Origin of the sequence: Capsulimonas sp., from assembly GCF_039929585.1 — a bacterium.
Lineage (GTDB): Bacteria > Armatimonadota > Armatimonadia > Armatimonadales > Capsulimonadaceae > Capsulimonas.
Map to the genome: position 1 here is coordinate 22,511 of NZ_JBDSQY010000297.1, position 14,293 is coordinate 36,803.

Genomic DNA, 14,293 nt, shown 5'->3' on the forward strand with positions numbered 1-14,293 from the left:
TCGGCGCGAACGAGGAGAAATTGTGTTACAATACTCGGGCTTCGTCCGCGGCGCGCCGCGGAAATCGAACGCGGCTCCGTGACGCGCCTGCTCCCAGCGCGCCTCTTCGGCCATTCTCACGACGCGTTTTGGCGCTCGCCGCGAGGAGAAACATCATGTCCCAGCAAACTCGAAGCAATCTCAGCGCCATCCTGAAAGCCGCTCTCAGCAAGCCTCTTGGGGCCGGCGGCGATGTCCGAATGACCGCCGCTCTGACCGGACGACACCCGGCGGAGATCGTGCAGGCGATGTCCGAGATGACCAACGCCGAAGCCCTCGCCGTCTTCAACTGGCTCGACAATCCCCGCGCCGCCGACGTTTTGGATGAACTCGATTCGGAAACCGTCCGATTCCTCACCGGCAACGCTCCGCCGGGCCGCATGGCCGAGCTGCTGGACCATCTGCCGATGGATGACGCCGCCGAAGTCATCTCCGAAGCGAACCCCGATCAGGCCGAAACACTGCTGGCCGACCTGAGCAAGCGCGCCCCCGAGGACGCCGCCGAAGTGCGCCGCCTCCTTGCGTACCCCGAATACTCTGCCGGCCGTCTCATGACGGACAAGTTCGCCTGGGTCTCGCCCTCCACAAGCGCGACGCAGGTGCTGGCTTACCTGCGCGAAAACGCCGATGCGCTGGAGACGGTAAATGATATCTACGTGCTCGACCCGAGCCGTAAACTCATGGGCGTTTCGCCGATCCGCCGCGTTCTGACCGCCGGCCCCGATCAGCCGATCCATGAGTTCATGACGCCTGACCCGATCAGCATTTCCCCCGAGAAGGAGCAGCAGGACGCAGCGATCCTGATCTCCCGCTACGACATGCTGACCCTGCCCGTAACCGACGAGACCGGCCTGATGCTGGGCATCGTGACGATTGACGACAGCATCGACGTTCTAGTCGAAGAGTTCGACGAGGACTACCTGCGCTCGGTCGGCTCCGACGCCGAGGAGCTGGAACGCAAAAGCCCTGTTCAAATCGCCCTTCTGCGTATGCCCTGGCTGATGGCGACCCTCTTTATCGAGCTGTTCGCGGGCGTGATCATTCACGCCTTCGACGCCACCCTGACCAAGTTTATTCTTCTGGCGTCTTTCATGCCGATCATCTCGGCCATCAGCGGCAACACAGGACTTCAGTCTGCGGCAATTATTATTCGCGGCCTCTCCTCAGGACAAGTCCAACTGGAAAACTGGCGGCAGGCCGTCACCCGGCAGATGGCGACCACCGTCATCCTCGGCGCCGCCTGCGCGAGCACTCTGGGGATCATCGGCGGCATTTGGGACCACCACTGGTCCTTCGGCTTTGTCGTCTTCCTGGGCATGTTCGCCTCCGTCAATATCGCCGGCGTAGTCGGCACGGTCGTCCCCCTGCTTTCCAAACGCGCCGGCTTCGACCCTGCCCTCACCGCCGGTCCGTTCGAAACGGCTTTCCAAGATGTTGTCGGCATCACCATCTTCCTCAGCCTTGCCTCCACACTGCTGCGCTGGCTGCATTAAGTACTTAGCTCCGCCACCAGCGCCTTCGCCGCACGGCTTTGGTGGCGTCCTCGGCGCGTGAGAAGGTGCAGCGGGCGCGTGAAGGCGAAATCACTGACGGGGACGACCGCCACGCGGTGCGTCTCTAGTTCCAGCGCGATGGTCAGCGACGACACCACCGCCAGCCCTACCCCCGCCGCGACGGCGCGCTTGATCGCTTCGATGTTGCCCAGCGACATCGCCGGGCGGATCGTCAGGCCGCGCTCCGCGAAGGCGCGCGCGATCACGGCGCGCGTTCCCGATCCTTCTTCACGGACCACAAACGGCTCGCGACAGAGTCGCTCCGCAAGCACCGGGCCTTCGGCGCGGATGGGATGATTCGGAGGCGCGATCACGACCATGGCGTCCTGGGCAAACACCGCCGCCTCCAAATCCGCTTCTTCCGCAAAGCCTTCCGTGAGACCCAGGTCCAGCGCGCCGTCCAAAAGACGCTGCTGGATATCCTCCGTGTTGGCGATTTCCAGGCTCAGCGCAACGCCGGGATAGCGCCGGTGAAAGCGCGCCAGCACCTCCGGCAGCAGGTAACTGCCGATCGTCATGCTCGCGCCCACCGCAAGCGTTCCGCGCTCCAGTCCCCGCAGATCCGCCAGCGCCTCCTCCGCCTCGGCCTCCAGCGCGAACAAGCGCCGCGCATAGTCCGCCAGGATCACTCCCGCCCCCGTCAAACGCACGCCGCGCGGCAGGCGATCGAACAAAGGCGTCCCCAAGCTGCGCTCCAGTTCTTGCAGCTGCTTGGAAACGGCAGGCTGGCTGATATGCAGACGCTCCGCCCCCCGCCCGATCCCGCCCTCCTGCGCCACCGCGTGAAAAATCGCCAGGTGATTGATGTTCATAACTTTAATCTATGCGATCCATAAATAACATGTCTTTGCATTATACCGTAAGAACCAGTAAGATAAGTTCATGGCGACAACATTGATCTATCGACGAAAACAAGAACGCGGAGGAGCTGTCTGGGGCGTGGCGCTCGCCGCCGCCGTGGCGGCAGTCGCCGTCGGTCTGCACCATTTCCCGAACCTGGGCATCTTCAGCGCACTGATCCTGGCCATCGTTCTGGGAATGACTGTGGGGAATACGACGACGATTCCGGCGTCTTGGCGAGCGGGAACGCAGTTCTGCTTGAAGCGAGTGCTGCGCGTGTCGATCGTGCTGCTGGGCTTGCAGCTGAGCTTCACGCAGGTCGGCCAGATCGGCGTGCGGGGGATGGCGGTGGTGGCGGGAAGCCTGGTGGGGACGTTTCTCTTTACTGTATGGCTTGGAGCGCGCCTGGGCGTGGACCGGAAGTTGGCGCAATTGATCGCGGCGGGAAGCTCGATCTGCGGCGCTTCGGCGGTGATCGCGGCGAACGTCGTCACGGAGGGGCGCGACGAAGACGTTGCCTACGGAGTCGCAGTCGTGACCGTCTTCGGGTCCATTTCCATGCTCGTTTATCCCCTGCTGCCTCGCGCTCTGCATCTGGCGCCGGCGGCGTTCGGCCTCTGGACGGGGGCATCAATCCACGAGGTGGCGCAGGTACTCGCGGCCGCCTTTCAGGACGGCGCCGTGAGCGGCCAGTTCGGGACGATCTCGAAGCTGGCCCGTGTGATGCTGCTTGCGCCCACGGTATTGACTCTGGGCATGCTCAGCGCCCGGCGCGACAGCGACAAGGGCGCACGGCTCGATTGGCGCAGCCTCCCCATTCCCTGGTTCGTGCTGGGTTTTATCGCGATGATCGGCGCCAATACGCTCAATATCATCCCCTTGGAAATCAAGACGGCGCTTCTCGGCGCCAACCAATTTTTGCTCGCCCTTTCGCTGGCGGCGATGGGCCTGGAAACGAGCTTGTCGAAACTCAAGCAGGCCGGGATACGCCCCATGATTCTCGGCGCGGGCGCATGGCTATTTATCGCGACGCTGAGCTACGGATTAGTACGGCTGTTGTACTGAAGAAGGCGTAGGTATAATATTGAGACAAATCTCTGTACGGAAAGTCCACTATGTCCCTTCGCCTTCCCCGCATCGATTGGTTTCTCACCGGCATGGCCGCCGCTGTAGGCCTGGCTTACTTCTTCCCGAACCCCGGCGCGGCGGGCGGAAGCCTGCACCCGGAGTTGCTGACGAAACTGGGGATCGCTCTGATTTTCTTTTTGAACGGAGTCTCGCTCTCATTCGCATCGATGAAATCGGGAATGCTGCAATGGAAACTGCATCTCGTGGTGCAGACGGCGACGTTTCTTCTGTTCCCTATTCTTGGACTGCTCGCGCTCTGGCTGATCGGTCCGCATATTGCGCCGGATCTGCGGCTGGGATTCTTCTATCTGTGCGCGCTGCCGTCCACGGTGTCGTCTTCGGTGGCGATGACGGCCGCAGCGCGCGGCAACGTGTCCGCGGCGGTATTCAACGCGACCCTTTCCAGCCTGCTCGGCGTGTTTCTGACCCCCATGTGGATCGCCCTGGTCATGAAAAGCGGCGGTCAGCCGATGCCGTTCGGCAAAGTGATCGTGGATCTTTTGGAGTGGCTCGTGCTGCCGCTCATCATCGGCCAGATCTCCCGCCCGCTGCTGGCGAACTGGGCGAAGGGGCACAAGAAGTTCATCAGCACGGTGGACCGCTGCACGATCCTTTTGCTGGTTTACACCTCGTTCTGCGACTCAATGAAAACTGGCGTCTGGTCCGGCCACGGTCTTGGCATCGTCGCTGGAACACTCGTGGGCGCTACAGCCCTGTTCTTCGTCGTCTTAGGCATCGTGAGCGCCGTCTGCGACGCCCTGGGCTTTTCATCCAAGGATCGCACGGCCGCAGTCTTCTGCGGCTCCAAGAAGACGCTCGCATCCGGAGTCCCAATGGCGCGCCTGATCTTCGGCGCCCACCCAGGCCTGAGCATGATCCTGCTGCCGATCATGATCTACCACCCATTGCAGCTCGTTATCTGCGGAGCGCTCGCCGGTAAATGGGCGAAGCGCGAAGCATTGCTGGAAGAAAAGGAAACAAAATGAAACTGAAGGCGTTCGCCCTGATGGTTTTTCGAGTGGTCATTCCAATCGCGGCGTGCTTAGCGTTAGCAGGCTGCCCTTGCTAACACAAGACATCTAAAGCAACATTCGCAATTCAGAGAGGTTTATGGCTTTTGCCGCCGAGACATTGTTGGGCTTAGGCCCCTTCCCCATCTGCGAGCAGAGTGTGTGCGCAACTCATCGGGTTCCCCAGAATTGGGGCGGAGGGGCCAAAACCAACAGCTCTCCTGACACAAAAAAAGAGCCCCGCCGGAATATCCGGCGGGACTTTTGTACGTCAGGGCTGCGCGTTATTTGCGTTTCAGGATGTTGGATACTGAACCGGAGTTGGTAGGAAGCGATATTGTCGTAGCCTTGTAGACCTTGATCCAATATCCCTGCCACGGCTCCAGTGTTCCGCCCGCCGTGATCGGCGTATAGGCGGCGCCATCATATCCGTAGATGGTGCTGTCTACGATATGACGGTCTGGAGCGCTCGCCTGTGCGAAGGTCAGATCCTGTTCATCCGCAGTGCTGAATGTCAGGTCCGAGACGTTGATCGCGGTCACGCTCGGTACGCCGATCTGGTTCCAGAACGGCTGGAGCGCAACGTGGATCACCGGAGTAGTCGGAGCCGGTCCGGCGAAGTAGACGCTCGTCGTACCGGTCAGTTTTGTCCAGTAGCCTAATCCGAGGTGGAGAGTATCCGCCGGCGCGGTCGGGCTGACCGCATAGTTCAGGCTGCCCGGCTGCCAGATGGCGAGCGGAGCGGCTCCTTCCGACTTGCCCACACCCAGGATGTTGTTCAGAGACGTGCCGCTGTAATCGTACGGCGCCGAGATCATTTGCGTACCAGCCGCAAACGTCTTGATCGGATCGAACGACATATCGGCGCGCGTGAAGCCCGCAGATGTGACGGTCACCGTCTTGGGAGCGCTGGGGTTCAGGTATCCCGTCTTCTCCACACTGACCGTGTAGGTACCCGGCGGTACGCTGCGCTGGAAGTTGACGCTGCCGTTTGCTCCCGCAACCGCCGTGGCGCCCGTGGTAATGGTGATCGCCGGCAGGCCGTCATCAGGCGTCAGAGTGATCGTAGCGCCGCCCACCACCAATGTCGTCGCGGGAATGCCTCCGAAGGTCACGAGACCGCCGATGTTTCCATTCGGCGTCGGAGTCATTTGGAAGTCCTGGGTCGTATTTCCACTGTCCGCCAGGTAGACGGAGTTCAGAGTGATCGTGGCGTACTTGGGAGCATGCACCGCCGTGATCTTATACTTACCGAACTTCATCGCTCCAGAGGTGTACTTGCCAAGAGCATCGCTCGTAGCCGTCACCGGAGTTCGATCGCTTCCTTGCAGGGGCGTGAACGTGAGAGTGACGTTGGGCAGCGGCTTGCCGGTCGCCGCGTCCGTAACCGTTCCCACGAACGTTCCCGGCGGCGGCTGCAGCGTGAAGTTCTGGGTGATCTTCGCTCCGTTTGTCACCAATACCGTCGCTGAAGCGGAGAACACGCCGCTCTTCGACGCCGCTCCCGTGTAGCTCAGACCGGGATCGGTCGCCGAGCGGACATTCGCGATCGTGTACTTACCGCTGGCGTCTGTAGTCGCGAGCAGCACTGCGCCTGCCCCAGAGGCGAACCGTACGGTCGCGCCTGGCACCGGGACTCCGTCGGGGCTTGTTACGGCTCCGCTCAGAACACCAAGCTCCGTGGTGCTCATCTGGAAGTCCTTGGTCACAACGGCGTCCTGCGGAAGCGCGATGACGACCTTCTGCGGCTGATAGTTCGGCGCGAAGGCCAGCGTGATGGTGTAGGTATCCGCGAACATCGGCCCGGTGTAGTAATGACCGTTGGCGTCGGTGCGTAGAGACTTCACCGGCTTGCCCGCAGTCCGGGGCGTGAACGTAATGTTCACGCCTTGCAGTTTGGCGCCGGTGGCGGCGTCAGTGACGTTCCCAATGAACGATCCGGCCGCCTCGGGCAGCTGGAAGTCCTGCGCAGTTGCGCCGCCGTCCATGACGATCACGGTTGCGGTGGGGCTCACTCGGGTACCGCTTTGAGCGGATCCGTTGTAAGCCTTGCCGGGAGCAACCGCACTTTGCACGCTGGAGACCGAGTACTGTCCGGACGAGTTCGTCGTCGTTGTGACCGTCAGTCCGCCGGAGACGGGCTTGAAGGTCACGGTCGCGAACGGTACGACCACTCCGCGGCTGTCAGTGACGGTTCCGGCAATACGTCCGCCTCGCGTCATGTTCAGCGCAATGTCCTTGGTCACGGTCACATCCTGCGGAAGAACCAGATCCAAGAATGTCTGCTGCTGATAGCTCGGCGGGAACGTCACCTTGAGATTATAAGTCTCAGCGTGAATGCCGCCGGTCGTATACTGTCCATTCGCGTTCGTCGCGACGATCCGAGGAGTTCCGCCAGCCTTCGGAGTGAAGGTCAACGTCGCACCGGCCAGCTTGGCGCCGGTGGCGGCGTCGGTCACGGTTCCGGAGAAGACGCCGGGCGCTTCCGGAAGCTGGAAGTTCTGTGTGACCGTCGAAACGCTCGTGAACAGGACGCGAACCTGCGCGGTCTTCCGCGAGCCCTTAGCCGCCGTAGCGTAGTAGGCCTTGCCGGGCTCCGTCGCGGCGGGCACGTTGTTGATGACGTACCGTCCGAGGTAGTCAGTCGTCGCGGTCAGCGCGGGCGTGGCCGGCGTCAGCGCCACAGTGGCGCCTTCGACGGGAACGCCGCGGCTATCCGTAACAACGCCCACCATGCGTCCCGGCTTGACGGGAACCAGAGCGATATTGACCGTGAGGGTCTGCGCAAATCCAACAACCTTGCCCGGGAGCAACTGGGTGACATAGTCCGGAGACTTCGTCGCCGTCATGTCGTAGGTCGCCGGTGGGAGCAGGCCGGTGGTGTAAACGCCCTGCGCGTTTGTCGTCAGTGTGATCGGCGTCGCCAGACCGGCCGACGTGATCGTGATCGTAGCGCCGGGCAGCGGGAGGTGTGTCACGAAATCCGTGACAGTTCCCGTGATCCGTCCTGGGGGCGGCAGAAGGACGAAGTCCGTTGTCGTCGCCTGACCACTCACGACGATCAGATTTTTCGTATCCGACTTGAAGGTGAACGGAGACACGATCTTCGATGCGAACCCGGTGTAAGCAAGACCCACGCCCGGAGCGCTGGGAACGTTCTGCACCGAGTAGAAGCCGGTATTGTTGGTCTGTGTGGTGACGATCGTGCCGTCCGGCGCCGTGAACGTCAGAGTAGCGTTGTTCGCGGGCGTTCCATCCAGGTTCGTCACATGACCGTTCAGGCTTCCGTCCGCTTCTTTCTGAAGGTTCAGATCGACAGGGAAGGTATCCAGCGCGGTCACATAATCGGCAGTGAATGATACGGCGTGCGATTGGTTCTTGTAAGCATGAACAATGTAGGCGCCAGGCTCGACGCCATTGATCGTATACTTACCGACACCGTTCGTCAGGGCGCTGTACACGGTGCGGCCCGGCGGCAGGTTCGGAATTGGGTTGCCATCCGCGGAGGTCAGATAGACCGTCGCGCCGCTTACCGTTCCGCCGCCATTCGCGGCGTCCCGAATCGTTCCGCTGAACGAGGCGGTGCGCAGGTACGTGACGATGTTATGCATCAATTTCGGGCGGAGGTTGTAAGGGAAGTAGTAGGTCACGCCGTTAAAAGTGCGTGTGTAATACTCGGTCCCAACGCCCTCCAGACCAAACGATGCGAAGATCGTCTTGCTGCCCGCAGCAGGATCGACGCCGTACTGAAGTCCGCCGCCGCCCGAAGGATAGGTGACATCCTGCTGGAATCCGCCGAGCGGAGTAACCACGTCAATCGACCCCAGGAACTGCAGTCCTGTGGACGGCCCAATCTGCGCGGGGAAGGGACCGAATTGTCCCAAGGAGGCATCGGTCCGCCAATCTGGGCTGGGGACATTGTTCCCGAGAATATCCCCAGCCAGCTTCATCGGCATCGACGCCGGCGCCTCCCACAGAGTGATGCCTCCTCCGTCCTGGAAGACACGATACGGCATAACATTGACGTTGCCGAAGAAGTTGAAGTGCGGATCGAACGTGATGCGGCTGGTGTTCGCGGTGCTCTGCACGAAGGCTTGGATGTCAGACCGCGATCCGACATAGTCCGCGCCAAGAACACTCGACAGGAAGCTTGAGCCCTGCGTGCCATCGGCGGTAAGCGCCGAAGCGATGTGGCCGCCGCTCAGGAAGAGACGTCCGCCTTCCGCAATATAGTTGGTCAATTGCGTCTGCGTTTCAGGGCTCGCAATCGATCCGGCTCCAACGAAGAGCTGCCCGGCGTAAGGCGCCGTCCAAATTACGCACCGTTTCGCGACAGGAATATCGCCCGCCGGATTCACGAGGTTTCCGTCGGAGACGTCCGGCTGGGTTTCCTTCTTGGCGGCGTACGCGAGCAGGATATCATCCCGCACAGGGCCGCGGCTCAAGATGCGCCACAGATTGTACTGGTGCTTGTTGGCCAGCGCGCCGCCGCCAATGGCGTTATTGCCAAGCGCGTTGACGACGGTGGGGAGCTCGCCATGCGGTCCGCCAAGCGGAACGGTAATCGGCGCAACATATCCCAGATCGGAAGGCGGCGGCACTGTGTACGTGATGTCCGTATCCGTTCCAGTCGTGCCGACAGTTCCTGTAATGCGAATGAAGTAGGTGCGGCCGATGATCGGATCCAAATCCACATTGTTGTTCTGGAAAGTGAACAGGCGAGTATTTCCACCGACAATCGTATCGACTAAGTTGCCGGCGCCGACAGACGTTCCCACGCGCACTCGGTAGCTATCGGATGGAGGCGTGGTTCCGGCCCAGATAATATCCAAGCTCGGCGTGCGAGAATTTCCAATATAACGCGGGAAGACCCCAACTCCCGTGGGTCCCGCGCCAGTTCCATCCTGAAGCGTCCCCGGCCGGCCTGGGTAGCCGATCATCTTATCTTCAATATGAACGGCGTTCGGAAGCAACGCAGGATCGACTTCCGTGTAGTAAGACTCAGAGCCGTAGAACGTCGGACGCAGGTTCTGAGCGCCGTTGGATCCAAAGGTTGAGCCGATAAATTTCTGGCCCAGACCATTGTCGTTGACGATCAGGATGCTCTTGTCGCCCGTGAATGTCTGCGTGGTGAAGCCCCAAACGTTGTCGAAGATACGCCAGTTCTGGGACTTATCGTAAGCGATCACGTCCAGATAGTAGTCACTGGCCGAAGTCGGCGTCTTCCAAGTGGCGGAGTAAAGCGCTCCGCCTTTGGTGTCCTGCAGCGCAGAGGATGTCACTCGGGCCAACCGGAGCCATTCCGGCCGTGCGATAGGGGCGCTATGAGTCCCCCGATCGTCAACGCCAGCGAGGAAGAATGGCGCGCCATAGTCAGTCAAGGGATCTGTATCAGTCTTCGTAGGCGTCGCGAACTGTGCATTGACGAACTCGCACTCGAATTCCTGTCCCCAAGTCTTGAACAGATTGGGATTGTCACCCGGCGCGCTCGGTCGATTGGGAGAACCCGCGATCACAGGCTGAGGATTTGTGCCGCCGCCGGTCTGACCAACGCCCAGATAGACCGTATCGTGAAGCCATCCGCCAATCGCGCCGCGAATGGGCCAGAAACGTCCCAACAGGAACGTCGGATCCGTGATCGCCAGGTTGTGGAGCGCATCCTCTTCGGAACCGCTGTCGGCAAGCGGGAATGTCGTATCGTGCGTGAAGACCTTGTGCTCCAGGTTCTGGCTGTCCTGAGCTTTGCTGTCTGGATCCTTGATCTGAATGTAGACGTTGTTTGGATCGACACCCGCCTCGCGGCTGCTCAGGCGAACCGTGAAGGTCACGTCCGTTCCGGGAGTGATGCTGCGGGTGGCGGAACCCGAAAGGTTACCGGGGGCCGTTTGGACGAACGCGTTGCCAGCATTGACGTGCACGATTTCCGTATTGGTGTCGTTGAAGCGCAGCAGGACCGGAGGGTTGATATTCTCAACCTCGGATTCCAGGATGCCCGTGTAGTTGGCGCCGACGTAGAATGTGCCCGGCAGCACCGACTGTGCGGTTTCCAGGGGAGTTCCATTGGACGGATTATTGTAGGTTACGGAACGATCCGAGGCGTAAGCGATGGACAGGTGCTTCTGCTGAGGCGACCATGTCGGGTAAGTGTTGTTGCGGTTTGCCGAATCATCCGTGTTAAGCTGAGTCGCCGAGCCATTCTCCTTGGAGATGGCCAAGCCGTTTTCCGCCTGATAGAAGAAAATATCGTAGTGCGTGCCGGCCGCATTCAGATTGACAACCTTGTGATGGTATGCCAGGCTGCCTGCGCGTGTGGATCCATTGAACGCCCATGCCGCGCCGCCCGACGTTCCGTCGGTGGTCAGCGCGCCGTTGCCGATGTTGGCGGGAACGAGACCGTCCGATGTGAGCGCGAACAGGTTCGTGACCGAAAGGGCGTTGACGCCGGTCGCGACAGCGGGAGTAGTCTCCTGAGCGGGAATATTCGGGTTCGGATTGACGCCGAAGCCGGTATTCTGGAAGCCGGAGGCGTTACTGGTGTAAACGAGGAACCTTCCGTCGGGCGACCACGCCACATCGGCCTCGTCATCCACGCCGCTTGTCAGGCGTCCGGGCGGATTGTCGCCCTGGGAGCCGAAGGGCTGGTAGCCGCCGGATTGAACATAGAGCAAGTAAACGTGCGTATGCCCCTGCGATGCGCCGACCGTGGTCATCGCGGTGAAGGCGAGACGATCTTCGCTCGGCGACCAAGCTGGACGGCCGACGCCGTTGAGTCCCGTGTTGATGTCGGGGCGGATCGTCAGCGATGTCAGGTTATTGACCGACACCGGAGCCGCATTAGGATTGAACGGAATGTAGAACAGGTTCTGCGTCGTCGGCGATTTCGCGTTGGAGGTGAAGGCGAGAAGACTGGTCGACGGGCTTAGCACCGGATAGAACTCGTTGCCGGTGCCGGAAGTCAACTGGGTGGGCGCGCCGCCGTCCGAGGAGACAGCCCAGAGGTGAGATCGGTTCGCCGGATCACCGGCGACGGTGCTGGGGCGGGTCGATGCAAAGACGATGTAGCTTTCGTCGCTGCTCCAGTTAGGAAATCGGTTCGCGTAATTCAACGGATCGCCTTGCACCGTGAAACTCGGGGCGGGGGCGAAAACATCGAATGTCTGAACCGGCTCCGGAAGGGAGACCGTTGTGGGGCCTACAGCCGGATTGACCGTTTGGCTTCCCGCCGCAAGCAGCGACGCAGGAGCAAGATAGCGGCTTGGGGTAATCGCCTTGCCGGACTTGGCGCCCAGGGCCGCGTTGAGCGCGAGCGCATTCGCGGTGTTGCCGCGCTGTGCGATCGACGCCTGAGGCGACAGCGCCGCCAAAATGCCCGTAAAGATCAAAGCAAGAAAGATTGAGCAGAGCGTCGCAATGCGCAGGTGACGGAAACGAGCGTTCAACGGTAACCTCCGTAGCATCAGGCGCTCCCGCGCGTCGGCATTCGACAATGGAAGACGCGGCGGGAGAGCAGGTAGAACTTTGTGTAAACGTACGATCAGAGAAACTGAAATGGGAGGCTCAGCAATGGAAGGCAATTCAGCCGCGAAACGCCGGAAGCATTTGTGCAAACTATCATGACTTTTTCATTAAAGAGCACCCGGCCTCGTAATTATATCACAATGCCCCTTCGGGCGCAATGGCTTAAAACAAACATTTCGCGACTCGGGAACTTTTTTTATAATTATATTCTTGGAGGCCGAAGCGCAGTGTTTTGGTTCATGAAGATTCGCGGCTCACGCGTCTGAGCCGATCGAAAAACAGGGAAACTCGCTAATCCTTAGATATGTGCTTCCATACGGAACAAGCGTTATGATCGCATCGGAACCAAGATCCTTCAAAGCAATCTCTGGAGGCGGCGCGGCAGAATCGTTAGTCAGCCCCCATCCCGGAAGCTGAACCGCGCCGGCGCTCAGCGTGACGGGAGGCGTTTGATCGGTAAAGGGCGTAGAACTGATTGCGCTCTCTTGAATGGAAAAGGCAGGGCAGGACGCATCCAGCTGGAGCGCGTAATTCCAGGGCGTGGTCGGATGCACTTCCCAATCGGCATAGGGGATCTCGCCGCTGACTTGCCGAAATTCACCGTCCACTTTCAGCGCCATCACGAGCGGCCCGCGCAGCACGGAGACGGCATGCTCGGACCGGCGCTCCACGCGCGCTTCCAGCGGCAGGCGAAGTGATACAACATCGCCGTCGCTCCAGACTCGGTCCAGCAGATGGAACTTACCGGGAACGGCCTCTCTCTCGGCGCCATCGTTTACCCGGACCGTCGCACTCGCCGCCCACGCAGGGATGCGCAGCCGCAGCGGGAACGCCGTGGGCCGCGCCGCGCGCACGGTGAATTGGATATGGCCTCGGAATGGATACTCCGTCGCTTCTTCTATCGTGACCGCCACGCCGTCGATCTCGGCCGTGACAGACGACGGCGCGTACACGGCCGCGACAAGGCCGCCGTCCAGGGAACGCATCCACAGACTCGCCACAAGCTTCGGCCACCCTTGATGTAAGTTGGCTGTACAGCAGCCGAAATGCCCCTCCAGGCTGAAGAGATTGGAATAAGGATCGTTGGAGGTCCAGTCGCGGGGGGCCACCGAGCAGAGCACCTGATTGGCCTGCTGGTCGTACTGGCGCCCCGTCATGTCCTTGGTCATCGCCGCCGGGAGCGCGTTGTAAGCGATCCGCTCGATCCGATCGCCCAGCGAAGCCTCTCCGGTAATCGCCAGCATCTGCTCCAGCGTGAAAAGATATTCCGTGACCATGCACGTCTCCGCGCCCTGCGCCGGATCACGCCCCGCCAGATGCTCGTCGCAGCTGAACGCGCCGTGGACCTGCCCATGGTAGCGGTCGAGCGTCTCGATCGCCTGAATCGCCTCTCGCGCATTGGCGGTGTCGCCGCTCTGGCGCGACCAGACGGCGCCCGACTTTACCCCCATGGCGTTGTTCACACCATGCAGAGGCAGCCACATTTCGTGTACGATAGGCCCACTCTTCGGCCATTCCGTCTTATTTGTGTACTGGAAGTCCGCGAAGTGGGACTGCCAGTCGTACCCCTGCTGGTGAGCGACGGCCGCCAGCTCCAGCAACCACACTTCCGCCGTTCTATCGTACAGCCAGTGCGCCGACAGCACGAGATCCGCCCAGCGCATCCGACCCCACGATCTTAAGGGACGTCCATCCAAGAGTTCCGCGATCCGATGGCACGCCGCTAGCATGGCGGGGATCACACGTTCATTGCCTGTCGCCTCTTGCCACTGGGTCAGCGCCTTGAACAGCACGAACTGCGGCCATGGATCGAGAACGACCTCGCCCGTCTCCACGTTCGGGTCGCTTTTCGGGCCAAGCCAGCCGTCCTCGTGCTGATGATTTAGGATGTAGTCCACCCAGCGCCGCGCTTTGCCCAAAAGGCGCTCGTCCTGAAGCAAAATCGCCAGGGGAATCAGCCCATCCAGCCAGTATGGACCTCGCTCCCAGCCGTCATTGTCACCGCCGATCCAGCGGCTATTCGCGACGGATGGCCAAAACTCGTCCAATGTTCCGGTCAGACCGGCGGCCTGGACGCGCAGCTGATCACGCAGCCATCCGCCGGGGGTGATGGCGCCCAGCGGCAGCGGCTCGAAGGCGCGCGGGGCAAGAATCGGCTGATGCCCTGAAAGGGAATTTGATTTCACGAGTTAAATATAAGGGAAA

6 protein-coding genes are annotated in these 14,293 nt (G+C 60.9%); 3 read left to right on the forward strand and 3 right to left on the reverse strand.

From position 1 onward, the window contains the following. Positions 1 to 155 precede the first annotated feature (155 nt). Entirely contained in the window at positions 156 to 1,532 is a 1,377-nt protein-coding gene (mgtE, locus tag ABIZ35_RS22685; protein WP_348222210.1) for a magnesium transporter, read from the forward strand. Here mgtE and ABIZ35_RS22690 read toward each other — a convergent pair. Then, a complete protein-coding gene (locus tag ABIZ35_RS22690) occupies positions 1,529 to 2,404 on the reverse strand; it encodes a LysR family transcriptional regulator (RefSeq protein WP_348222211.1) in 876 nt (291 codons plus the stop codon). The genes mgtE and ABIZ35_RS22690 overlap by 4 nt on opposite strands. Before the next feature lie 70 nt (positions 2,405 to 2,474). Here ABIZ35_RS22690 and ABIZ35_RS22695 point away from each other — a divergent pair, with 70 nt between their 5' ends. Next, positions 2,475 to 3,497 (forward strand): YeiH family protein, encoded by a 1,023-nt coding sequence (locus ABIZ35_RS22695; protein ID WP_348222212.1) that lies wholly within the window; start codon positions 2,475 to 2,477, stop codon positions 3,495 to 3,497. Between the two features lie 50 nt (positions 3,498 to 3,547). Beyond that, a complete protein-coding gene (locus tag ABIZ35_RS22700) occupies positions 3,548 to 4,546 on the forward strand; it encodes a bile acid:sodium symporter family protein (RefSeq protein WP_348222213.1) in 999 nt (332 codons plus the stop codon). A gap of 308 nt (positions 4,547 to 4,854) precedes the next feature. On the opposite strand, the gene ABIZ35_RS22705 is transcribed toward ABIZ35_RS22700, so the two are convergent. Next, positions 4,855 to 12,009, reverse strand: a complete 7,155-nt coding sequence (locus ABIZ35_RS22705) for a carboxypeptidase regulatory-like domain-containing protein (RefSeq protein ID WP_348222214.1) — start codon at positions 12,007 to 12,009, stop codon at positions 4,855 to 4,857. A 333-nt stretch (positions 12,010 to 12,342) separates the two neighbouring features. Further along, positions 12,343 to 14,274: a beta-L-arabinofuranosidase domain-containing protein gene (locus ABIZ35_RS22710; RefSeq protein ID WP_348222215.1), complete on the reverse strand. Its 1,932-nt coding sequence runs from the start codon at positions 14,272 to 14,274 to the stop codon at positions 12,343 to 12,345. Positions 14,275 to 14,293 lie beyond the last annotated feature (19 nt).

What these genes read in the sequence shown, in the direction of transcription:
- mgtE (WP_348222210.1), top strand. Translation starts at nt 156, where the DNA reads ATGTCCCAGCAAACTCGAAGCAATCTCAGCGCCATCCTGAAAGCCGCT.
- ABIZ35_RS22690 (WP_348222211.1), bottom strand. Translation starts at nt 2,404, where the DNA reads ATGAACATCAATCACCTGGCGATTTTTCACGCGGTGGCGCAGGAGGGC.
- ABIZ35_RS22695 (WP_348222212.1), top strand. Translation starts at nt 2,475, where the DNA reads ATGGCGACAACATTGATCTATCGACGAAAACAAGAACGCGGAGGAGCT.
- ABIZ35_RS22700 (WP_348222213.1), top strand. Translation starts at nt 3,548, where the DNA reads ATGTCCCTTCGCCTTCCCCGCATCGATTGGTTTCTCACCGGCATGGCC.